This is a genomic window from Lautropia dentalis (assembly GCF_003892345.1).
In the GTDB taxonomy this organism is placed as follows: domain Bacteria; phylum Pseudomonadota; class Gammaproteobacteria; order Burkholderiales; family Burkholderiaceae_E; genus Lautropia; species Lautropia dentalis.
In genome coordinates this window covers 103,806-125,259 of sequence record NZ_RRUE01000002.1, presented here as the reverse complement: position 1 = coordinate 125,259, position 21,454 = coordinate 103,806, and the positions used below count along the sequence as shown (strand labels likewise).

Below are 21,454 nucleotides of genomic sequence, written 5' to 3'. Positions count from 1 at the left end.
CCGGGTGGGCCGGTCATCCGGACGAGTCATCTGGCCTAGGTCGCCTAGGTCATCTGGCGGATGGTTTTTTGGGGACAGGGCACCGACAATCCCTTTCGTTGTTTTCCTCCCCTTGTTTGGTTTCAGGAGTTTGTCATGGCATCAGTCAACAAAGTCATTCTGGTGGGCAATCTGGGTCGCGACCCGGAAGTCCGCTACACGGCCGAAGGTTCGGCCATCACCAGCATCTCGGTGGCCACCACCTCCACGTGGAAGGACCGCAACTCGGGCGAACGCCGCGAGGAAACCGAGTGGCACCGCGTCACCTTCTTCAACCGCCTGGCCGAGATTGCCGGCGAGTACCTGAAGAAGGGCCGTTCGGTGTATATCGAGGGCCGCCTCAAGACCCGCAAGTACACCGATGCCAACGGCGTCGAGAAGTACGCCACCGACATCATCGCCGAGCAGATGCAGATGCTCGGCGGCCGCGAGGGTGGCGGCGGTGGCGGTGATTTCGGCGGTGACGGCGGCGGCCGTTCCGGCGGCTACAGTGGCGGTTCGTCCGGGGGCTATGGTGGTGGTGCTTCCGGCGGTGGTGCCCGCAGTGGCGGCGCTGCAGGCGGTGGCGCCCCGGCAGGCGGCAACCGTCCGGCCCCCACCTTCGACGACATGGACGACGACATTCCGTTCTGACGGTCCGGGGCGCATCGGCATCACGCCCTACGCCCGTTCCGGGGCAAAACCCGTGAAAAAAGCGCCGCATCTGCGGCGCTTGTCGTATGGGGGAAGGGAACGGGGCCGCATCTGGGTGGGCGCAGTCCCGGCCTGGCAGCGCCTACGCGCTCATGCGTTTGAGCCGTTCGCGGCGGCCCACCCATTCGTCATGCATGCGCTTGGGAATGATCAGGCCCAGTGACAGTGCCAGTGCAATCTGCACGGCGGTGACGCCATGCGACAGGGTGGCCACCAGGGTGGGCAGGGCATCCACATCGGGCTGCTGCAGTTGCAGAAGACCGCTGGCCATCCGGAAGACGTAGCTGCCCGGAATCATCGAGACCACGGCGGCAAAGCCGATGCCGGCAAAGGGCAGGTCCAGCCTGTGGGCAACCGGCGCCAGCACCAGGCCGGCCGCCGCGGCCGCCAGTCCTGCGGCCTCGCCGGGCGACAGGCCGAACTCGGTCTTGCACAGCCAGTTCAGCGCGTGGGCAGCCATGCCTACGCAGATGGGCCAGACCAGTGCGCGCAGGGGCATCGAGAACAGCAGGCCGAAGCTGCCCGCTGCCAGCCCGGCCGAGAGCACGTCCTTCCAGAGCGGAACAATCCGTGCACCCGGCAGCAGCGGCAGTGCCACGTGGTTGAGCGACAGGCCCAGCAGCAGGCCCGTGCAGATGGCGGCCAGCAGGGTGGCGGCGTAGGCCAGCCGGGCGATGCCCATGCTGGCGCGGGTGGCCGACAGGTCCATCAGGCCGTTGAGGATGGCGGGCCCGGGTACCAGGATCATGGCCGGGCACAGGGCCACCAGATGCAGTCGGGAGGTGAGATCCCAGTGCACGGCCAGTGCGCCGATGGCGCCAGCCAGCCAGGCGGCGACGCCCACCTGCCAGACGATGCCGATGCCCAGATGGGCCATATGGCGACGGATGAGTGCGCCCAGTCCGGCGCTGATGGCCATCAGGCCGATGGCGCCGGGGCGCTGGGCGCCAAAGATGAAGGCCATGCCCAGGGCACCGCTGATGCAGGCCAGCACGTACAGCAGCAACGGGGTGGCGTGCATGCGCTGGATGCTGCTCAGGCGGGAGAGGGCGGCAGGCAGATTGTCCGGTCGGGTGGTGCGCGCCAGGTGCATGTAGGCCGCCACCCGGTGCATGGCCACGGCGTGTGGCGAGCATGGGGCGATGTCGAGCAGGTCACGCTGGGGGGACGGCTGCCGGGTCCGCATGATCAGCTCGCCCCAGCGCGGCATGAGGATGACTTCCTGCCCCAGGCGCTGCCCGAGTTCGGTGGCCACGCGTACGGTCTCGCCGGTCTGCAGTCCATCGGACAGCATGCCCCGGGCCATCTCGAAGACCAGGTGACGGGCATCTTCCTCGTGGCTTGAGGCTGCTGGCGGTGTGGCGGACTCGGGGGTGTCAGGACCTTTCTCTCCGGACTCGGAGGAGGCAGGCATGTTCTGTTTCTGTGAAGGAAGTGTGCTCTGCATCCGGCAACGATACGCCCAACCCGCTTGTGATGCGGGTCATACCCGTGTGCGACGCTTGCTGCACGGGCTGGGTGTGTCGATGCCGCAACGCCGGTCCGAGGGCGCCGGAGGCCGTTCGGCGGGTCATCGCTCTGTCATGGGTACTGCCTTATAATGAAAGGCTTTTCCTGTGCATTTCGATCATGCCGATCTACGCCTATCGATGCAGCAGCTGCGGATATGAGCAGGACGTGCTGCAGAAAATCTCCGCCGCCCCGCTGACGGACTGTCCCTCGTGCGGCAAGCCGGATTTCCACAAGCAACTGTCCGCGCCCGCCTTTCAGCTCAAGGGCACGGGCTGGTACGTGACGGACTTCCGCGACAACGGCACCAAGCCGGCCGGGCAGGACGCCAAGCCAGGCAAGAGCCCCGGTTCCGGGGATTCGGGCAAGGGTGCTTCGTCGGGAGCAACGGACGGTGGGTCGAGTGCCGGGACCACGGTGTCGTCGGGGGCAGCCTCCGGCGGTGCAGGGGCTGCTTCGGGCAGTGATTGATCGTATCGGGATGTCCCAGGGAGCCCTGCCATGCTGAAGCGCTATTTCGTGACTGGCCTGCTGCTGTGGGGTCCGCTGGTGATCACCGTCTGGGTGCTGAATCTCATCGTCGGCACCATGGACCAGAGCCTGGCACTGCTGCCTGCCAAGTGGCAGCCGCAGGTCTGGCTGGGGCGCGACATTCCCGGCGTGGGCGTGGTGCTGACGGTGCTCATCGTCTTCGTCACGGGGCTGCTCACCACCAACTTCATCGGCCGGGCGCTGGTTCAGCTGGGCGAATGGATCCTGTCGCGCATTCCGGTGGTGCGCACGCTGTACTCCAGCGTCAAGCAGGTCAGCGACACCATCCTGTCACCGCATGGGCAGGCGTTTCGCAAGGCGCTGCTGGTGGAGTACCCGCGTCGTGGCTGCTGGACGCTGGGCTTCCTGACCGGGGCGCCCTCGGCCGCGATGCAGGCGAAGATGGGCGTGTCGTCCGGGCAGGAAGAGGATACGATGGTGTCCGTGTTCGTGCACACCACGCCCAATCCCACCTCCGGCTTCTTCCTGATGATGCGTCGCGAGGAGACGGTAGAGCTGGACATGAGTGTGGATGCCGCGCTGAAGTACATCGTGTCGATGGGGGTGGTGGCACCCCCGGTCGGCCGGAACGAAGCTGAAACCAATCATGAATGAGGCCGTGGGTCGAGTCGGGCGAAGCGTCCGGTCCGGCCGGCGGAATCCATAGAACGACGGTCCCGGGGTCGGGGCCATGAAACCGGTGTCCGGCATGGCCGGGCGCCATACTGCGGTTGCCAGGAGAGAATCAGTGAAACGTAGCTGTTATGTCGGTGAATTGTCCGAGGCCTTTCTGGATCAGGAAGTGACCCTGATGGGGTGGGTGCATCGGCGGCGGGATCATGGCGGGGTGATCTTCATCGATCTGCGCGACCGCGAGGGCCTGGCGCAGATCGTCTGCGACCCTGACCGCGCCGAGACCTTCCGCACGGCGGAAAGCCTGCGCAACGAATACTGCATCCGCATCACCGGCAAGGTGCGTCGCCGTCCGGAAGGCACCGTCAATGACGGTATCCGCAGCGGCCAGGTGGAGGTGCTGTGCCATGAGCTGGAAGTGCTGAACCCGTCGGTCACGCCGCCGTTCCTGCTCGACGACGAGAACCTGTCCGAGAACACCCGCCTGACCTACCGGGTGCTGGACCTGCGCCGCCCGGCCATGCAGAAGAACCTGATGCTGCGCCACCGGGTGACGATGGCGGTGCGCCGCTATCTGGACGACCTGGGCTTCGTGGATGTGGAAACGCCCATGCTGACGCGCTCCACGCCCGAGGGCGCACGGGACTACCTGGTGCCGTCGCGCGTGCACGATGGCTACTTCTACGCGCTGCCGCAGTCGCCGCAGCTCTTCAAGCAGCTGCTGATGGTGGCCGGCTTCGACCGCTACTACCAGATCACCAAGTGCTTCCGGGACGAGGACCTGCGTGCCGACCGCCAGCCGGAATTCACCCAGATCGATTGCGAGACCTCGTTCCTGAACGAGGAAGAGATCCGCGGGATTTTCGAGCCGATGATCCGCACCGTGTTCAAACAGGTGATGGGTGTCGATCTGCCCGACCCGTTCCCGACCATGAGCTTTGCCGACGCCATGGCCCGGTACGGTTCGGACAAGCCCGACCTGCGCGTGAAGCTGGCGTTTACCGAACTCACCGACGTGATGAAGACGGTGGACTTCAAGGTCTTCTCCGGACCGGCCAATGCGAAGGATGGCCGGGTGGTGGCCCTGCGTGTGCCGAAGGGCGCCTCCATCAGCCGCAGCGAAATCGATGCCTATACCCAGTTCGTGGCCATCTATGGTGCGAAGGGGCTGGCGTGGATCAAGGTCAACGACGTGAAGGCCGGCCGTGAGGGCCTGCAGTCGCCCATCGTCAAGAACCTGCACGACGAGGCCATTGCCGCCATTCTGGAACGCACCGGCGCCCAGGACGGTGACCTGATCTTCTTCGGTGCCGACCGGGCGAAGATCGTCAACGACGCCATCGGCGCGCTGCGCGTCAGGATCGGCCATTCCGAGTTCGGCAAGGCCAACGGTCTGTTCGAGGCCGGCTGGCAGCCGCTGTGGGTGCTCGACTTCCCGATGTTCGAGTACGACGAGGACGAGAAGCGCTGGGTGGCCCTGCATCACCCGTTCACCTCGCCCAAGGACGGCCACGAGGACCTGCTGGAATCCGATCCGGGCGCCTGCATCGCCAAGGCCTACGATCTGGTGCTCAACGGCTGGGAAATGGGCGGGGGCTCGGTACGTATCCACCGCGAGGACGTGCAGAGCAAGGTGTTCCGGGCGCTGGCCATCGGACCGGAAGAGGCCGAGGCCAAGTTTGGCTTCCTGCTGTCGTCGCTGCGCTACGGGGCGCCCCCGCACGGTGGCCTGGCCTTCGGTCTGGACCGGATGGTGACGCTGATGACCGGCGCCGAATCCATCCGCGACGTGATCGCCTTCCCCAAAACCCAGCGCGCGCAGGACCTGCTCACCCAGGCTCCGTCGCCGGTGGACGAAAAGCAGCTGCGCGAGCTGCACATCCGCCTGCGCAACCCCGTGGTGGCGCAGCCGGGTGCCGCCCAGGACAGTACGTCCTGAGTGGACGGCATGAGGTGGCGCACGGCATCCGGGAAGTCCCTCAAGATTCCCGTCTCGGTGCTGGTGGTCATCCACACGCCCGACGGGCAGATCCTGCTGCTGGAACGGGCCGACCGGCCCGGCTTCTGGCAGTCGGTGACCGGCAGCCTGGATGCGCCGGATGAACCGCCGGCGCTGGCGGCGGCCCGGGAGGTCTTCGAGGAAACCGGCCTTCGGGTGGGCGAGGGGATCGAAGTCGCCGCGGAATTCGCCGCCGGCGAGCCTGCCTTGTCCGGCCATGACAGCGTGCCAGAGGCAGCCAGCCCGGTGAAAACCACCGCCACCCCAGCCGCCTCCGGGGTGGCAACCGGGGGCCACCTGCTGCTGCAGGATCTGCACATCCAGAACCGCTACGAAATCTTTGCCCACTGGCGTCACCGCTACGGTCCGGGCGTGACGCACAACACCGAACACGTGTTTGCGCTGCCGGTGCCGGCCCCCTGCGCGGTACGGCTGGCGCCGCGCGAGCATCTGGCCTTTGCATGGCTGCCCTGGGCCGAGGCGGCGGCACGCTGCTTCTCGCCGAGCAATGCCGAAGCCATCCGGCTGCTGGCCGGCCGGCTGGGCTGGTGCGGCCGCGCAGTGCCGGCGGATGATCCCGCGCCGGATGCAGGACCTGTACCCTGCTGTTCCACGCCGGGTGTACGACCTGTGTCGGGCTGTTCCGTGCCGGGCGATGACCCCGCGACGCCGGCTGACCCAGCGCCACGGCGGCCATGATGCGCGACAATGACGGGAAAGGATCCTGCCGATGAGTGCACTGAAGCTGCGGGTAGCCACCTACAACATCCACAAGGGCGTGTCGCACAGTCCGTCCCTGCGCCGGCGTGCCACCGTGCATGAAATGCGCCAGCGCCTGCACGAGCTGCAGGCCGATGTCGTGTTTCTGCAGGAAGTGCAGGGCAAGAACAGCCGCATGGCCGAGCGCCTGCAGCACTGGCCGGCAGACCCGCAGGCCCAGTACCTGGCGCTCGATCCGGCGTCCGGTCGGCCGTTTCAGGCCGTGTACGGGCTCAATGCGCGGTACCTGCACGGGCATCATGGCAATGCGCTGCTGTCGCAGTTTCCGGTGCTCACCTCCGAGAACCGCGATTTTTCCGATCACGTGTTCGAGCGGCGGGGCGTGCTGCACTGCACCCTGCAGATGGGCAGCCGGGTGGTGCACTGCTTCGTCATCCACTTCGGCCTGTTTGCCCGCAGCCGGGCCCGGCAGGCCGAGGCGCTGACCGAATGGATTCGCGCCGAGGTGCCCCCCGGGGCGCCACTGCTGATTGCCGGTGACTTCAACGACTGGCAGGATGCCCTGAGCCAGCATCTGGTGGAGGCGCTGGCCGTGCACGAAGTGCTCGACAGTGCCCGCACCTTCCCGGCGCTGATGCCCTGCCTGCGCATGGACCGCATCTACGTGCGCGGCTTTGCCGTGGAAAGTGCCCAGGTGCTGCGTGGCATCAGCTGGGCGCGGCTGTCGGACCATGCCCCCGTGGTGGCCGACCTGTGGCTGCTCGGGGATGAATGAGGTCCAGCCTGCATGTGCGTGTTCCGGTGTCCCGATGCAGCAATGACGCGACGCCGCGATGACGCAATGCCCTGATATCGCGGGTAGCGGATCCTGACGGAGCCGTATCCTGCCCCATGGGGGTGCGGGCCGGCTATCATGATTCATCACACACAACTGGCACAGTGCCCGGCAACGGTGAACCCTGTGCCGCCCAGACAGGGAGCTGAAACCATGACAAGCGATTCCCGGGGAGCCGGTGGTACCGTCGAGACCATCACCGTGGCGGGGCAGCCCGCCTTCAGCCTGCGCAACAGCGTGGGCGACCAGCTGGTCGTGCTGCAGCACGGCGCCCAGGTACTGTCCTGGATGACGGCCGACGGCATCGAGCGCATGTACTGCACGCCGCGTCTGCCTTCCACCCCCAAACCCGTACGCGGTGGTGTGCCGGTGATCTTCCCGCAGTTCAACCTGCGGGGACCGGATTTCAGCCTGCCGCGCCATGGCTTTGCCCGCCACCAGCCGTGGGAACGGCTGGATGCCGTGTTTGCCGCCAGTGCCCTGCATGGTGCCTCGGCCCCGGCGGGTGACCACGAAGCCGGCGCACGCGTGCCCCCGCCCCCGGCTGCCGCACTGCCGGCAGCCCATGTGCCGCATGACATCGTCGGTGCAGAAGACGCTGCCGCAGCCGGCCTGCACGCCACCGACCTGGTGCTGGGTCTGCATGCCAACGAGGCCACCCGGGCTGCCTGGACGCACGATTTCAGCCTGCAGCTGCACATCCGCATGCTGCCCGGCCAGCTGGACCTGCAGCTGGTGCTGGACAACCTCGACCCGCAGGGCTGCGCGCCGATGCACTTCACCGCCGCCCTGCACACGTACTTTGCGGTCACCGAACTGACCGCCAGCCAGGTGGACGGGCTGGCCGGTAGCACCCGGGTCGATACACTGGTGCAGCCCAATACCCAGGGGCCTGCCGGCAAGGGGCCCCTGGTCCTCACCGGGGCCATCGACGACATCTACCTTGGTGTGCAGCGCCCGCTGGTGCTGCAGAGTGGCCTGGGACGGCTGCGCATTGCCATGAGTGGCGGCTTTGCCGACACCGTGGTGTGGAACCCGGGGCCGGTCAACGCCGCCGCCATCGACGACATGCCCGATGACGACTGGCGCCGCATGCTCTGCGTGGAAGCCGCCTGCATCGGCCAGCCGGCCGAACTGCCGCCGGGCGGTCGCTGGCTGGCCGGCCAGCATCTGCAGGTCATGTAACAGCTGATACCATTTTTGCTGACCCCGCGCGTGTCGTGAACGCATCCGTCTGTACGCTGCCCGTTTCGGGGTACGGAAAAAACAGGCCGTGGCGACGTACATCAGCGTTTTCTTGCGCCATGTCGATGCGCCTGACAGCTGATATGTGATATTTTTTTGTGTTGCGGGGATGTCACAACTGGAGCAAGGAGCAATGAAGCACGAATCCTGGAGCCTGAGCGCGAGCCTGCCAGGGGCTGTCATGAGGAACGGAATCGAATGGGTGGCCATGCCCTTCCACGCGCTCGATCCGGCCGTGCTCTATCGCATACTGGCACTGCGGGCCAGCATCTTCATGATCGAGCAGGAGTGCCTGTATCAGGACCTGGACGGCCAGGATCCGCAGGGGCTGCACGTGGTGGGCATCCGTCCCTGGGGTGCCACCGGCAGCAGCCGGGCCACGATGTTCGATGTCATTGCCACGGCGCGCATCCTGTCGCCCGGTACCAGTTTCGACGACCCGTCCATCGGCCGCATGTGTCTGGCGCAGCCCTTCCGGCAGCACGGCCTGGGCAAGACCCTGCTGGGCTTTGCGGTGCAGACCGCCCGGCAGGCGTATCCGGGCCTGCCGCTGCGCATGTCGGCGCAGGCCCATCTGGTCAACTTCTACAAGGCCGCCGGGTTCCAGCAGGTGTCCGAGCCCTATCTGGAAGACGGCATCCCGCACATCGAGATGCTGCTGGCCCCGGGCAAGGATACGCCCTACATCGCCTGATCTTTCCGGCTTCAGGCCGGCCGCGGCCCATCCACCGGCTGCGGTTTGCCGTGTTCGTCCAGCGACACATACACGAACTGCGCCTCCGACACCTTCACCGTGGCGGGTTCGGCCTGGTTGCGCTCGGTGTAGACCTCGATCTTCACCGTGATGGACGTATTGCCCACCCGCACCACGTCGGCGTAGAACAGCACCCGTTCGCCCACGAACACCGGCGCCATGAACGTCATCGAATTGACGGCCACCGTGCTCACCCGGGCGCGGGCGCGCCGCATGGCCGGAAGGGCGCCGGCCATGTCCGCCTGGGCCATCAGCCAGCCGCCGAACACATGACCGTTCGGATTGCTGTCGGGCGGCATCGGTACCACGGCCAGCATCGGTACGCGGCCAGAAGCCAGCCCGTCGGGGGCGGGCATGGAAAAAGTGGCAGACCTGGAATCACTCATGGAAGGGAAGTGCTGCGGGTATGCAGCGTTGTTGGTGATGCCTCAAGCATAACCCAGCCCGCAGGAAATCCTCCTTCAGGGCGTGTCATGGACGCTTCGTCCCCGCGAAATCCCGTTGGGTGCGCATGAGCGGGTGGCCGGCTCAGCGCAGCGGCAGCGCCAGCAGGTGCGGGCAATGGTCGCTGGGGCGGGGCTGCTCCGGCGACAGTGGTGCTTCGAAGGGAATCACCCGCACCTGCAGGGCGTCCAGCGGCTGCCGCAGCCGGCTGCCCAGCCCGCGGCTGGCAATGAATGGATCGATGTACTTGTGACACTGCGCCAGCTGCCGGTAGGGGCCGCTGCGGATCAGCACGAGGTCGGCGCCCACGGGGTCGCCATCGTTCAGTTCGGGCAGCACGCTGGCCACGCGCTGCGCGTCGCCGGCGCGGCGCAGCGGGGACGAGGCGGGGCTGTCATCGCCCCGGGCGGGCAGCTGGCGGTTCTGCTCCTCCCGCAGGTTGCGGTTGAAGTCGCCACTGACCAGCACCGCATGGCCCGCGGCGATCTGCCGGTCCAGCCAGCCTTCGATTGCCGGCACCTGGTTCTGCAGCACCTCACAGGCGTTCTGGCGCCGCCATTGCTGCGCGGGCTGGCGACTGGGCGTGCGGTCCATCCGGCCGTTGCGGCAGCCGGCCTTCAGGTGGACGTTCAGGATGGCCAGTGTCTGCGGTGTGCCTGCGGTCGTGTCTGCACCGCTCACTCCACTGATTCGACGGATGGCCGAAAATGGCAGATACATGGCCAGCCCGGGCCGGATGCGCCGGCCTTCGGTACTGCGAGAGATTTCCCCGATCACCTCCACCCGCGGCTCGGTACGAAAATGTCCCTGCCGCCACGCCACCGCCAGATTCTGCGAATTCTGCGCACCCCCTTCCCACAGCTCGGCCGTGGTGTGGATGGTCCAGCCGTCGCCCAGCACCTCACGCACCGCAGCGGCATCGGTCACTTCCTGCATCAGCACCACGTCCGGGTGTGCGCCATGCACCAGCTGTGCCAGCTGCCGGTATTTTGCCTGCAGGTCGTCCCGGGTGCGCAGGGGACCGAAGATCAGCCGTCCCTGCTGGTCATGGCCGTTGAGCGCATCGCAGTAGGGCAGACCCTTCGGCCGCGGATGACTGCGCCGGTCCTTCCAGCCCTGCGGGCCGCAGAACGCCTGCCATTTTTCGAAAATGGCGGGTGACATCAGGTGCTCGGCATTGAGCGTCAGGACGCGCAGGGCGTGCGGATCATCCGGATTGTCCGGCAGCTCGGCGCCGCGTTTGTGACGACCGGAGCGCTTTTTCTTGCGGTGCTTGCGGCCGGGCTGGTCCTCTTGGCCTTCTGCGTTGGCAGGGGGAGCTGACACGTCTCCCGGGAGAGCGGACGCATTACCCTGGAGAGCTGGTACCCAGGAACGCCCGGCGGCTGTGACGTGGCTTTCATCAGATGCTTCCTGACCGCCGGCCCTCGTTCGGGAGTGGGCGCGCGCATGGTTCGTCCCGTGCTGGCCCCGCAGCTTCCCGTGTGTGCTATTTGTTCCTGCTGCTGTATCTGCTGTGCGGATGATTCGGGCATGGACGGCCTCGGTTTCGGTCGAATCGGGTGACGTACAGCCGGCCAGCGGTGCACAGACGGCGAAGCCCAGCATCAGGGCCGAAATCGGAGCAGACAGGCGGAAGGGCAGGGCGTTCATCGGGACATTCCAGGGAGGTCGGACAGTGGCCGGACCGGGAGGTACCAGTGCGCCCTGCTGGCAGGGCGCACTGCCTGGCCGGCATACGGATCTGGGCCTGCACGGGGATGAATGCCTCCATGACATGCGCCGGGCCAGCCAGCGGCCAGACCGGGAATGATGCCAGCACCGACCTCCGAAAAACAATCGGCCGGATGGATATCCATATGGCCATGCTGCCCACTGGTCGGCCCGTCGTTGTTGCCGTGCCTAACGAACGCGACGCGTTCCACCACAAGGTGGATGATGCCCTCATGCACACACAGGGGCGCCCCGGCAAACGTGTCGCAGCATGGTTGCCAGGGCTTTCGAAAACGCCACGCGGCACGCTTTGAAGGATGCACCGCAGGATGCAGGACGCCTGCGATGCGGGACGTTTGCCGTGGGGCATCAGGGATGGCTCGGCCAAAGTGCTTCAGGGCTTTTGCAGAGCATACCGAGAGACACGAGGCACTATGGAATTCCACAAGGGGTTTTGGACGGCATCGCTGGGTATTGTTGGCCTGATGGGTGGGCTGGGCTACGTGGACCATGTCCGCAGCAGCCAGTTCATGGACAATGAGGCCGCCCTGCTGGCCGATGCTGACCGGCATTGCCTGCCGGCGTCTGGTGTGGTCACACCGGGGGCCTTTGCGCCGGGCGTGTTTTCGGCCAGTACCTTTTCCGGTGAGCGCACATGCGCGGACAGGAAACGCTATGCGGTGAAATCCAGCCCGTCGGCACCGGCGGGGGGCATGATGGCAGGGCCTGACGGTGCGGCATCAGCGGCCCGCAAAACCACACCGGGCGACGGCATGACTGGTGAAGGCACGACGACGGGTGACAGTGCCACAGTGGCTGACGAACAGACCGGAAATGCCCACAAGGGGGCAGGTGCCCAAAAGGGTACAGGTGAGAAAAAGAACGCCGGAGCTGATCAGGCCGCTCACGTCGCGGCAAAACGCAGGACGCAGGCAGCAGAGAATTTCCGGGCGCTGCAGGAGGCGCGCGATTATCGCGTGCTGTTCGAGTCGCTGCTGGCGCATCCCAATGATGTATCGGGCTTTTACGCCAGCTACATTCTGAACGCCTGTGGTGAAATCCGCTGGGCGCACGAGCATGACACACACACCGTGCTGCCCCCGACCTCGTCGCAGCAGGAAGAGGCCCGGCAGCTGATGAGTGCCCGCTGCGCCTCGTTTGCAGAAAATGAGCTGCCCTGGAACCGCCAGCCCCCGCTGGACAGGGACCCGCGTCTGGTTGAAAGCTACCTTGGCTGGCCGAAGCCGGGTACCGGGCTGAACATGCCGTTTTCTCCGGAAGACCGGGCGCCGGAACAGCAGGCGATTCTGGCCGTGCAGGACCCCATCGTGCTGGAAGCCTACGGTGTGCCCAAACCCCCCGAGGATAGAACCCGATACCCGTGGGTGCCTGCCTGGGGCTCGGACTCCGACAGTGCAAAGGGCACCACGTGGGTGCGCGCCTGGTACAGCGCCATGTGCGAAGCCACAAAGGCACCGTGTGGTCGTGGCGACCGCTTCGTGCTGGCACGCTGCGCCCAGGACGGCTACTGCGTGGACTCGCGCCAGCAGCTGATGCGCGACGAAGTGCTGGCCGATGAGGGCGAGGCCGAGGCCAGACGCTTCGATGCGCTGGTGGCGGGGTTTGTCGAGGCGTACCGGCAGCGATGATTGTTGAGAGGTCGCATGGTGGCGTGCGACCGGTGAGGCAAACGGGGCCAGCATTGGAGAGCGTGATCCTGTTTGTGCGATGGATGCTTACTGCACGAGGCCAGGCAAGACGACCAGCCTTGTCTGCGCGGTGCGTCTTGTCTGAATACAGCCGGGGCCGGCACGCGAACGCATGAGTCCATGACACGCCCAGCGTTGATGGCAAGGTGAAGCTTCGTGAATCTGGGCGGATGTCATGGGGTCAAAGAAGTTCTGGTTCGTTTCGGCTGCCCTGTTCGCAATCACTTTTGCCGGACTGCTCCTGTTGAATGACTGGCGGCGTGATCCGCCTCCCGAAGCGGAACATGCTGCTCATGCGCTCAGGGTGGGAGATGTCGTTCGGGAGGGCAGGTATCCATCCGGACATGTTGCGGCCGATCCCGCAGATGATGTTTCGGTTTCCGGGGCTGTCCCGGCATCAGTGAGCGATCAGGGGCTTCATGGTCGTCTGCAGAACGCCACTGACTACAGGGTTCTTTTTGAGTCTCTCCTTTCCAGTCCAGTGGATCTATCCAGCCTGTACGCCAAGCATATCCTGAAGGTATGTGCAAATGCACGCAGGGTGGATCTCGACGCGCTTTCCCAGCCCGATTCCTGGCATCAGATCGAGGCGCGGCAGCGCTGGCGTGCGCGGTGTTCCTCTTTCATCGACAGCGAGCTGACGGGGCAGCGACGAATCGAGCTGGAACACGATCCCCGAACCGCCGGTGCCGTGCGGGATATTTTTCTCTCCGATGTGTGGAGCAGGTCGGCGTTCAATTCCCCTGAGCATGACCGCATTCGTGATCAGGTCCTGGCATACGGCGATGTAATGACCCAGTAGAAATCTGCTCAGGTGTTATCGTAACGAGGAGAGCACAATGAGCACGTTGATGGACGAAGAGATCAAACGGTGGACGGCGCGGCGCAAGACCGCGCTGGTACTGGACATCATCCAGGGCAAGACCACGGTGGCCGAGGCATCCCGGGCCTACGACCTCACCCCTTCGGAGGTCGAGAGCTGGGTGGAGGATGGCAAGAAGGGCATGGAGAATGCCCTGAAGGCCAATCCGCTGGATATCCACAGCCAGTACGAGAGGCAGATCAAGGATCTGCAGGAGGCGTACGGCGAGGCGATGCTGGAGCTGCGTGCCCGAAAAAAGTTGCAATCCCTGTTGGACGAGGCAGAGAAATGATCGAGACGATCCGCCAGGGACTGGAAGAAGACGGTTTCAAGGTCTCGATCAGCAAGCTGTGCCGCTGGTTTGGCGTACCCCGGCGTACGTTCTACTACAGAACCGTCAAGGCACCGCCGAAGCTGCAGGAGCGGCTTGTGGAGCCGGTCAAGGCCATGATCGAGGAGAACCCTTCCTTTGGATACAGAACCGTAGCGGGGTTGCTGGGTATGAACAAGAATACGGTGCAGCGCATCTTCCAGATCAAGGGCTGGCAGGTCCGTAAACGGGCCGTCGGATTCCGGCCCCGGATTCAGGCACTGCCCTCCGTGGCGCAGGCCCCCAACGAGCGCTGGGCCACCGACCTGTGCCGGATCTGGGCCGGCAAGGACAAGTGGTGCACGCTGGCAGTCGTCATCGACTGCTACAGCCGGGAATTGCTGGGCTGGCAGCTCTCGCGCAGTGCCCGGGCCAAAACGCCCGAAGCAGCGCTGGAGCATGCCCTGATCGCACGGTTCGGCACCCTGGGACGGGTGCCACGGCCCTTCCTGCTGCGCTCGGACAATGGCCTGGTGTTCACCAGCCGCAGCTATACCCGTCTGGTCAGAAGCTACGGCCTGCAGCAGGAGTTCATCACCCCACACAGCCCTGAGCAGAACGGCATGGTCGAGCGGGTCATCCGCACGATCAAGGAGCAGTGTGCCCACCGGCACCGGTTCGAATCCCTGCAGCACGCCAGCCGTGTACTGGGTGACTGGATCCGGTTCTACAACCAGCAGCGCCCACATCAGGCGCTGAACATGAAGACACCCGCCGAAGCTTACGCTTTAGCGGCATGAACTGTGCAGGTTCCGCTGGGTCATTACAGCGACCCGTTGCTGCTCGAGTCCTTTGGTCCCTCGCTGTTCGTCGACATGAGCGGCGAGCGTATCGAAATTCAGGGCGAGGTCTATCCGCAATCCTGGGCAGGCGGCGTGGCCATGCTGGCCTGGATGGGGGCCGTATGTGAGGCGACCGGGGTTCATTGCGGGAGCGGAGACTACTTCGTCATGGAGCGATGCGCCATCGACGGACATTGTGCCGCTTCCCGGCAGGAACTCATGCGGGATGACGCGATGAACCATGCGGGGGAGGAGGCCGTAAAAGTCTACGATGCCATGCGCACCCAGTTCGTGAACCTCATCCGCACCCGGGGGCGGACATCGTCAGCCCCGTAGACGACTATCATTGAGGGATGAACACACTCACCCTCCGCACCCCCGACGACTGGCACCTGCATCTGCGCGACGGTGCTGCCCTGCAATCCGTGGTGGCCGCCAGTGCCCGGCAGATGGGCCGCGCCATCATCATGCCCAACCTGAAGCCGCCCGTCACCACGGTGGCCGAGGCCACGGCCTATCGTGACCGCATTCGCGCGGCGCTGAACGACGCCGTGGCGCGGGGCGAAATCGACCGCGCCCAGGCCGACAGCTTCCAGCCGCTGATGACGCTCTACCTCACCGAAAAGACCTCGGTGGCCGACATCCGCGAGGCGGTGGCCGGTGATGTGGTGGCGGCCGTCAAGCTCTATCCGGCCGGGGCCACCACCAATTCGGACGCCGGCGTGCGCTCCATCGACCGTGTGATGCCGGTGCTGGAAGCCATGGCCGAAACGGGCCTGCCGCTGCTGGTGCATGGCGAGGTGACGGATCCGGACATCGATGTATTCGACCGCGAGGCCGTGTTCATCGACCGGGTGATGATCCCGCTGCGCACGAAGCTGCCCACGCTGAAGGTGGTGTTCGAGCACATCACCACCCGGCAGGCCGCCGAATACGTGAAGGCCGACACTGCGGCGCCCGGGCTGCTGGGCGCGACCATCACGCCGCAGCATCTGATCTATAACCGCAACGCCATCTTCACGGGCGGCTTGCGGCCGCACTGGTACTGTCTGCCGGTGCTCAAGCGCGAAACCCACCGCGCGGCGCTGGTGGAAGTGGCTGCCAGTGGCGATCCACGCTTCTTCCTCGGCACCGACAGCGCGCCGCACGCGCGGATGATGAAGGAAATCGGTGCCGCCTGTGCCGGCTGCTATACCGGCCCCCATGCGCTGGCCCTCTATGCCTGGGCCTTCGAGGCGGCAGGTGCTCTGGACAGACTGGAAAACTTTGCCAGCGTGCATGGTGCGCAGTTCTTCGGCCGGCCGCTGAACGGGGGCACCATCACGCTGAAGCGCGAGAACTGGACCATTCCTGAAAGCCTGCCCTTTGCCGGTACCGAGATCGTGCCGCTGGCCGCCGGCGAGACGCTGCCGTGGCAGGTGGTGGCGCCGGGGCGCAGCGCTTGATCCGCTTTCTTTCATTTCCGGGGCCAGCGCGGGTATGAACGGGTTCGTACACGCGCTGGCGTCCGACAGCGCCGGCTTGTGTCGACGCCACTGACGTCGGGATTGTGGCAAAAATGCCGTATTCAGCCAGTCTGTCGCGCACGTGCCGCAATGAACGCCCCCCGGAATGAGAAAATGCCCGCCGCCGGCAGGAAGAACGGCAGTCCGCAGAGACAGGATGTGCTGCGCGTTTCCTGCGAAGCCAGTTGGCCGGTATCGATCTCATTCCTCTGCAGGAGAACCCTCATGATCAAATATCTGACCGCTGCCCTGCTGGGCGCTGCCGTGCTGCTGGCGGGTTGCAACACCATGGCTGGTATGGGCAAGGACATCAAGGCCGGCGGTGAAAAGCTGGAAAAGGCCGCCGACCGGTAGAACGCGTGCGTCCATGACATGCCCTGATACGGCCGGCTGACAGGCCATGGCCGGTACAGATCATGGCCGGTATAGATTGCAAACGATCGTGTCACCCCATGCTGCCCCAGTGGTACATGGGGTTTTTTGTGCCCGCATGCACGGAGCTTGGCATACTGGCCCATCTATTCCCACTGCATCTTATCTACAGGATCGAGGAGATTTCGACATGATCAAGAAACTGACCGCTGCCCTGCTGGGCGCTACCGTCGTTCTGGCCGGCTGCAACACGATGTCCGGCATGGGCGCCGATATCAAGAAAGGCGGCGAGAAGCTGGAAAAGAAAGCTGACGATGTCAAAAATGGTTCCAGCGAAACCACCGGCCACGATCACGGCTCGATGGGTGGCGATCAAGGCACCATGGGTACCGACCAGGGCGCCATGGTTCACGATCACAGCAGCATGGGTAGCGAAGGCTCGGCCGACACCATGAAGCACGAGTCGATGGACAGCACCTCGGGTTCCACCGCCCAGCCCACCGAAAGCATGACCAGCGGTTCGGACAGCAGCACCTCTTCCGATCCCTCGCTGTGGGACAAAACCAAGGAAAAAGCCTCGCAGGTGAAGAACAAGGTGAAAGGCTCCCTCAGCAAGTAAGCCTGCCGGCAAAAGCCTGATGCAGGCGGTTTGCGCCGCCTGTACCCGCGGCCTCCGTTGCCTGCCCACCCTACATCATTGGGGAGGGTGGGGTGCGGAGGCCGTTTTGCTGTTGAGAGCAGCCCGGAGGGGAACCCTCTTCGGTGTGCCTGACCCTGTTGGCAATGCCTTGAAGCCTTCGGGAATTCTGTGACCCTGCCGCCCTGTCCTGCACGCCCAACGGGTCGGCCCCTTTGACAGCTGGGTGTGATGCACAGCGCAGAGGCTTGCGCTTCGCACAATAGTTAATAAGAATACTTACTACAATACGGGTTGCTCGCTATTTGCTTTACGCCGTTTACGTTTGCCCTTCCTTTCCATGTCTGCAACAGTTTGCCGTACCCGGAGGTCTGGCGCTCCTTCGGTCTGGAGACGACGCGCGCTGATTCTTGCCCTGGCGGGCGTCTGGGGCAGTCTGCCGCCGGCCACCATGGCTGCAGATCCGGCCTCCGGCCATGTTGGCGCCACCCGCCTGAAGGACGTGGTGGTCACCGGCACCCGCACGGAAAAGGCGCGTGACGAGGCGCCCGTGCGCACGGAGGTGGTCAGTACCGAAGAACTCCGCGCCACCGGCGCCCAGACGCTGAAGGAGGCGCTGGCCAACATCAACGGCCTGCAGCTGCAGGAACTGCACGGCAAGTCCGGCTATTCGCTGGTCATGCAGGGGCTGGCGGGTGATCAGGTGCTGGTGCTCATCGATGGCCTGCCCATCTCGGCCAGTACCGGTTCGTCGGTGGATCTCAGCCAGTATCTGCTCAGTGACGTGGAGCGGGTGGAGGTGGTCAAGGGGGCGGCATCGGCCCAGTACGGCAGTGCGGCCATGGGAGGCGTGGTCAACGTCATCACGCGCCGGCCGGCCACGGGCGTGCAGGGCGCCATCCAGATGGGCGTCGGCACGCGCGGGCGCCAGAACGATTCCGGCAAGCGGATGTCGGCGGCGGTGAAGCAGCTGCAGGCTCATGTGCAGGGCGGTACCGAAAATCTGCGGGGCCGTCTGGCCTACGACCGGCTGAGTGACCAGGGTTTTTCGCCGGATCCGTCCGGCTGGACCCGCCAGGGCGACCGTATCCGTCGCGAACAGGCCACGGGCCGCGTGTTCTGGCAGGCCACGGCGCAGACCGGGCTGTCGGCCGAATTCGGTCGCTACGAGGAACACGACCTGCAGCGCTTCACCACCTTCGTGCCGCCCGTGCGGGTGCCGCAGCACAAGACGGAAGACATCGGTCGCAACCGGCTGGCGCTGGGCGGCCGGCATCGCTTCGGCCAGGGGGCGGTGCTGGATGTGCGCGGCGTGAACGAAGACTACAAAACCCACAGCCAGACCCTGTCCAACGGTGTCCGCACCATCGACCGGCATTCGCAGCAGCGCATGAACCACCTGAGCCTGCAGCTCGATCTGCCGCCGGTGCAGGACCAGCAGTGGCAGGTGGGGGCCGATTTGCACCGCGAGGCGCTGGCACAGACGCAGAACGGCAAGTCCGAACTGCAGGCCGATGGCAAGGTGCGGCGCCACAACCAGGAGCTGTTCCTGCAGGGCGACCTGTTTCTCACACCGGCCTGGGAGCTGGTGCCCGGTGTGCGCTGGCAGGACGATTCCGACTTCGGCCAGCACTGGGCACCGAAGCTGGCGGTTCGGGGCCGGGTCTGGCAGCAGGCGGACGATTCCCTCACGCTGCGGGCCAGCGTGGGACAGGGCTACCGGGTGCCCAACCTGAAGGAGCGCCACTACCTGTTCGATCACAGCGCGCTGGGCTACAAGGTGGTGGGCAACCCGGACCTGAATCCCGAATCGTCCACCAGCTTCCAGCTGGGAGCCGTGCTGGCACTGGGCAGGCAGTGGACGGTGGATGTGAATGCCTACCTGAACCGCGTGAAGGACCTGATCGAAACCGACCGCGACAACGCCCGCGAAGAGAACGGCATCTCCGTCTATACCTACGACAACGTGGCCCGTGCCCGCACGCACGGGGTGGAAACCGACATCGTCTGGCAGCCGGATGCCCGCTGGCGCATCGATGCCGGCCTCACGCTGGGGCGCACGCGCGACCTTGCCACCGGCCGGGAAATCGCCCAGCGGCCCCGTCGCATCGCCCGGCTGGGGGTGGACTGGCAGGCCACCGAAACCACGCAGCTGACGGTGCGGGTGCGCCATCAGGGCAGCGAGCTGTCGGACACGGCCAGCAACCTGCGCTCCGATCCCTGGACGGTGGTGGACCTGAACCTGCAGCAGGGGCTGACGCCTGACCTGTCGGCCTTCCTGCGGGTGGACAACCTGTTCGGCAAGCAGCGTGACTTCTCGCAGACCCACCAGCTGGGGCCGATTTCCGGCCGGATGGTGATGGTGGGGCTGCGGTATGGCTTTGGCGGCAATGAATGATGGCCCGTCATGGGCAAACGGGGGAGTTGCCCTGACAGACCGATGTGCATGACAGGTGTGCGGCATCCTGTCGGCGCACGGCTATGGCCTGCTCCCTGAGATGTTCCCATGATGGTTTCTCGTGATGCTTCTCTCTTTCAGTCTTCCTTCAACGATCGGGGTGCCGTCTGCGCCGCCGTGCCATTCGGGCAGGGGCGGGGGCGGGCGCCCACCATTCCCCTTCGAGGTGACATCTTGAACAAATCGATCAAACAGTCGGGCAAACTGGTTCTGACGGCAGGTGCACTGGCGGTGCTGCTGGCCGCCTGCGGCGGTGGCGGTGGGGATTCCACCCCCTCCACCAATACCGGCAGTTCCGGCGCCAGCAACAGCAGCGGCACGACCGGTACCACCGGCTCCACCGGCAGTACGGATTCGACGGGCACCACCGGCACCACCACCGGCAACCAGTTCACGCAGAAGGCCACCTGGAAGGTGGCCATGCCGGCGGCCGGCCAGTCGGTCTGCTACGACTTCGAGGGGGCCACCGAGGTGGCGGGCTGCACGGGCACGGCCTGGGACGTGAAACTGACGGCGCCGACCGGGCGTGGCACGCCGAAGCTGTTCACCAACAGTGGTGTCAGCGGCACCGGTCAGGGTGGCGTGTACGCGGGCAAGGGTACTGGCCTGATCGACTGGGCCGACCTGCTGAAGTGGGAAACCGGCACGAAGGTTCCGGGCGAAGGGCAGCAGCCGCCGTCGCGCATCTATTTTGCAGACGCCGCGAGCGGCACCTTCAGCGGCACCAATGCCATCGATTCGGCTGCCTTCGAATATGGTCTGGGCGGCGCCACCGATCACAAACTGTACCCGTCGTATCGCGTGTTCCTCGTCACCACCGACAAGGCCAGCAACAGCACGGCCGGTACCGTGGCCTCGCCGGTGTACGCGCTGCAGGTGACGGGTTACTACGGCGGCACGTCCGGCACGGAATCGGGCTATCCGAAGTTCCGCTGGGTGAACCGCTCGGCCTCCGGGGGCGAGCAGGTGCGTGAGGTGCAGCTCGATGCCCACAACGACAAGTGGGTGTACTTCAACCTCGAAACCGGCACCGAAGTGGCCTCCGAGAACGGCACATGGCACATTGCCTTCAACCGCTATCGCATGCGCCTGAACAGCACCGGCACGCTGGGTTCGGCCGTGGGCATCGTTCCGGCCGGCCTGTACGAGGCCGATGGTGATGCCATTGCGTCGGCGCTGATTGCCGCCACGCCGGATTCCACGCTGTCGTATCTGGCTTCGGCCGCCATCCCGGCCACGGTCCAGTGGCAGGCCGACGAAGCGGGCTCGCGCCTGAATCCGAAGGCCGAGCGCGAAAGCAGTGGCAGCTTCGACTATGGCTGGTTCAAGTATTATCCGACGGCCGCCCTGGCCCAGGCCGCCGGCCTGCCGGCCACGGCCCATACGCTGGGTGCCGACCCCGGCGAGGGGGCGATGATCAGGGGCGGTGACGGGGCCAGTTTTGCCCGCTTCCACCTGACGAAGATCGACTACGCCGATACCGCCAGCGCCACCTCGCAGCAGACCTGGACGTTCGAGTTCGACGTGCAGCCGGGCGCCGCGAAGTAAGCGCGGGATGGCCGGGGAGGCCCTGTGCTCTGATGCTTCGGTACGTCACTGCCTGGGCATCTGGCGCGCGCTGCACCATCCGCCGTCCCGGCCTGG

The 21,454-nt window shown here is 65.5% G+C and carries 20 protein-coding genes and 2 pseudogenes; 19 read left to right on the top strand and 3 right to left on the bottom strand.

The features are described from left to right. The first annotated feature begins 135 nt into the window (after positions 1-135). Complete coding sequence (gene ssb / locus EHV23_RS08580; RefSeq protein WP_125095711.1) at positions 136-672, top strand: single-stranded DNA-binding protein; 537 nt, start codon at positions 136-138, stop codon at positions 670-672. A 142-nt stretch (positions 673-814) separates the two neighbouring features. On the opposite strand, the gene EHV23_RS08575 is transcribed toward ssb, so the two are convergent. Beyond that, a complete protein-coding gene (locus EHV23_RS08575; RefSeq protein WP_158615896.1) occupies positions 815-2,146 on the bottom strand; it encodes a threonine/serine exporter family protein in 1,332 nt (443 codons plus the stop codon). Between the two features lie 215 nt (positions 2,147-2,361). On the opposite strand from EHV23_RS08575, the gene EHV23_RS08570 reads away from it, so the two are divergent. The 8 genes and pseudogenes from EHV23_RS08570 (at position 2,362) to EHV23_RS08540 (ending at position 8,898) form a co-directional block, all read left to right on the top strand. Continuing rightward, the gene (locus tag EHV23_RS08570; protein WP_125095709.1) at positions 2,362-2,712 is read left to right on the top strand and encodes an FmdB family zinc ribbon protein; all 351 of its coding nucleotides are present in this window, start codon (positions 2,362-2,364) and stop codon (positions 2,710-2,712) included. Between the two features lie 33 nt (positions 2,713-2,745). After that, positions 2,746-3,387, top strand: coding sequence for a DUF502 domain-containing protein (locus EHV23_RS08565; protein WP_125096774.1), 642 nt, complete (start codon positions 2,746-2,748; stop codon positions 3,385-3,387). A gap of 133 nt (positions 3,388-3,520) precedes the next feature. Then, positions 3,521-5,344, top strand: a complete 1,824-nt coding sequence (gene aspS, locus EHV23_RS08560; protein WP_238990398.1) for an aspartate--tRNA ligase — start codon at positions 3,521-3,523, stop codon at positions 5,342-5,344. Positions 5,345-5,353: 9 nt separating this feature from the next. Beyond that, positions 5,354-5,561, top strand: a pseudogene (locus tag EHV23_RS16080) (NUDIX domain-containing protein); the annotation flags it as partial. A gap of 146 nt (positions 5,562-5,707) precedes the next feature. After that, a pseudogene (nudB, locus tag EHV23_RS16075) lies at positions 5,708-5,947 on the top strand (dihydroneopterin triphosphate diphosphatase); the annotation flags it as partial. 187 nt (positions 5,948-6,134) lie between these two features. Further along, positions 6,135-6,899 carry an endonuclease/exonuclease/phosphatase family protein gene (locus tag EHV23_RS08550; protein WP_203228953.1) on the top strand — a complete coding sequence of 255 codons (765 nt, stop codon included), beginning with the start codon at positions 6,135-6,137 and terminating at the stop codon, positions 6,897-6,899. A 213-nt stretch (positions 6,900-7,112) separates the two neighbouring features. Further along, complete coding sequence (locus tag EHV23_RS08545; protein ID WP_125095707.1) at positions 7,113-8,144, top strand: D-hexose-6-phosphate mutarotase; 1,032 nt, start codon at positions 7,113-7,115, stop codon at positions 8,142-8,144. Positions 8,145-8,385: 241 nt separating this feature from the next. Continuing rightward, the gene (locus EHV23_RS08540; protein ID WP_238990397.1) at positions 8,386-8,898 is read left to right on the top strand and encodes a GNAT family N-acetyltransferase; all 513 of its coding nucleotides are present in this window, start codon (positions 8,386-8,388) and stop codon (positions 8,896-8,898) included. An 11-nt stretch (positions 8,899-8,909) separates the two neighbouring features. Here the strand turns inward: EHV23_RS08540 and EHV23_RS08535 are convergent, their stop codons facing one another. Beyond that, positions 8,910-9,344: an acyl-CoA thioesterase gene (locus EHV23_RS08535; protein WP_125095706.1), complete on the bottom strand. Its 435-nt coding sequence runs from the start codon at positions 9,342-9,344 to the stop codon at positions 8,910-8,912. Positions 9,345-9,486: 142 nt separating this feature from the next. Next, the gene (locus EHV23_RS08530; protein WP_125095705.1) at positions 9,487-10,728 is read right to left on the bottom strand and encodes an endonuclease/exonuclease/phosphatase family protein; all 1,242 of its coding nucleotides are present in this window, start codon (positions 10,726-10,728) and stop codon (positions 9,487-9,489) included. A gap of 821 nt (positions 10,729-11,549) precedes the next feature. Between EHV23_RS08530 and EHV23_RS08525 the strand changes: the two genes are divergently transcribed. From EHV23_RS08525 to EHV23_RS08480, 10 genes are all read left to right on the top strand, one after another. Beyond that, positions 11,550-12,764, top strand: coding sequence for a hypothetical protein (locus tag EHV23_RS08525; RefSeq protein ID WP_125095704.1), 1,215 nt, complete (start codon positions 11,550-11,552; stop codon positions 12,762-12,764). Between the two features lie 235 nt (positions 12,765-12,999). After that, the gene (locus EHV23_RS08520; protein WP_125095703.1) at positions 13,000-13,626 is read left to right on the top strand and encodes a hypothetical protein; all 627 of its coding nucleotides are present in this window, start codon (positions 13,000-13,002) and stop codon (positions 13,624-13,626) included. Positions 13,627-13,663: 37 nt separating this feature from the next. After that, on the top strand, positions 13,664-13,978 hold the full coding sequence (locus EHV23_RS08515; protein ID WP_125095702.1) for a DUF1153 domain-containing protein: 315 nt from the start codon (positions 13,664-13,666) through the stop codon (positions 13,976-13,978). Then, entirely contained in the window at positions 13,975-14,796 is an 822-nt protein-coding gene (locus tag EHV23_RS08510; RefSeq protein WP_125094679.1) for an IS3 family transposase, read from the top strand. The genes EHV23_RS08515 and EHV23_RS08510 overlap by 4 nt, the downstream gene beginning before the upstream one ends. 3 nt (positions 14,797-14,799) lie before the next feature. Further along, on the top strand, positions 14,800-15,174 hold the full coding sequence (locus EHV23_RS08505; protein ID WP_125095701.1) for a hypothetical protein: 375 nt from the start codon (positions 14,800-14,802) through the stop codon (positions 15,172-15,174). Positions 15,175-15,191: 17 nt separating this feature from the next. Continuing rightward, positions 15,192-16,283: a dihydroorotase gene (gene pyrC, locus EHV23_RS08500; protein WP_125095700.1), complete on the top strand. Its 1,092-nt coding sequence runs from the start codon at positions 15,192-15,194 to the stop codon at positions 16,281-16,283. A 285-nt stretch (positions 16,284-16,568) separates the two neighbouring features. Continuing rightward, complete coding sequence (locus EHV23_RS08495) at positions 16,569-16,697, top strand: entericidin A/B family lipoprotein (RefSeq protein WP_125095699.1); 129 nt, start codon at positions 16,569-16,571, stop codon at positions 16,695-16,697. Between the two features lie 208 nt (positions 16,698-16,905). Next, complete coding sequence (locus EHV23_RS16630; protein WP_420813049.1) at positions 16,906-17,334, top strand: entericidin A/B family lipoprotein; 429 nt, start codon at positions 16,906-16,908, stop codon at positions 17,332-17,334. Positions 17,335-17,803: 469 nt separating this feature from the next. Further along, on the top strand, positions 17,804-19,750 hold the full coding sequence (locus EHV23_RS08485; RefSeq protein WP_238990396.1) for a TonB-dependent receptor plug domain-containing protein: 1,947 nt from the start codon (positions 17,804-17,806) through the stop codon (positions 19,748-19,750). Positions 19,751-19,984: 234 nt separating this feature from the next. Next, entirely contained in the window at positions 19,985-21,358 is a 1,374-nt protein-coding gene (locus tag EHV23_RS08480) for an HmuY family protein (RefSeq protein ID WP_238990395.1), read from the top strand. Positions 21,359-21,454: the final 96 nt, after the last annotated feature.

Coding starts and splice junctions, on each gene's coding strand:
- EHV23_RS08515 (WP_125095702.1), top strand. CDS start 13,664: ATGAGCACGTTGATGGACGAAGAGATCAAACGGTGGACGGCGCGGCGC.
- pyrC (WP_125095700.1), top strand. CDS start 15,192: ATGAACACACTCACCCTCCGCACCCCCGACGACTGGCACCTGCATCTG.
- EHV23_RS08495 (WP_125095699.1), top strand. CDS start 16,569: ATGATCAAATATCTGACCGCTGCCCTGCTGGGCGCTGCCGTGCTGCTG.
- EHV23_RS08550 (WP_203228953.1), top strand. CDS start 6,135: ATGAGTGCACTGAAGCTGCGGGTAGCCACCTACAACATCCACAAGGGC.
- EHV23_RS08535 (WP_125095706.1), bottom strand. CDS start 9,344: ATGAGTGATTCCAGGTCTGCCACTTTTTCCATGCCCGCCCCCGACGGG.
- EHV23_RS08545 (WP_125095707.1), top strand. CDS start 7,113: ATGACAAGCGATTCCCGGGGAGCCGGTGGTACCGTCGAGACCATCACC.
- EHV23_RS08575 (WP_158615896.1), bottom strand. CDS start 2,146: ATGCCTGCCTCCTCCGAGTCCGGAGAGAAAGGTCCTGACACCCCCGAG.
- EHV23_RS08540 (WP_238990397.1), top strand. CDS start 8,386: ATGAGGAACGGAATCGAATGGGTGGCCATGCCCTTCCACGCGCTCGAT.
- ssb (WP_125095711.1), top strand. CDS start 136: ATGGCATCAGTCAACAAAGTCATTCTGGTGGGCAATCTGGGTCGCGAC.
- EHV23_RS08520 (WP_125095703.1), top strand. CDS start 13,000: ATGGGGTCAAAGAAGTTCTGGTTCGTTTCGGCTGCCCTGTTCGCAATC.
- EHV23_RS08510 (WP_125094679.1), top strand. CDS start 13,975: ATGATCGAGACGATCCGCCAGGGACTGGAAGAAGACGGTTTCAAGGTC.
- EHV23_RS08525 (WP_125095704.1), top strand. CDS start 11,550: ATGGAATTCCACAAGGGGTTTTGGACGGCATCGCTGGGTATTGTTGGC.
- EHV23_RS08570 (WP_125095709.1), top strand. CDS start 2,362: ATGCCGATCTACGCCTATCGATGCAGCAGCTGCGGATATGAGCAGGAC.
- EHV23_RS08485 (WP_238990396.1), top strand. CDS start 17,804: ATGGCTGCAGATCCGGCCTCCGGCCATGTTGGCGCCACCCGCCTGAAG.
- EHV23_RS16630 (WP_420813049.1), top strand. CDS start 16,906: ATGATCAAGAAACTGACCGCTGCCCTGCTGGGCGCTACCGTCGTTCTG.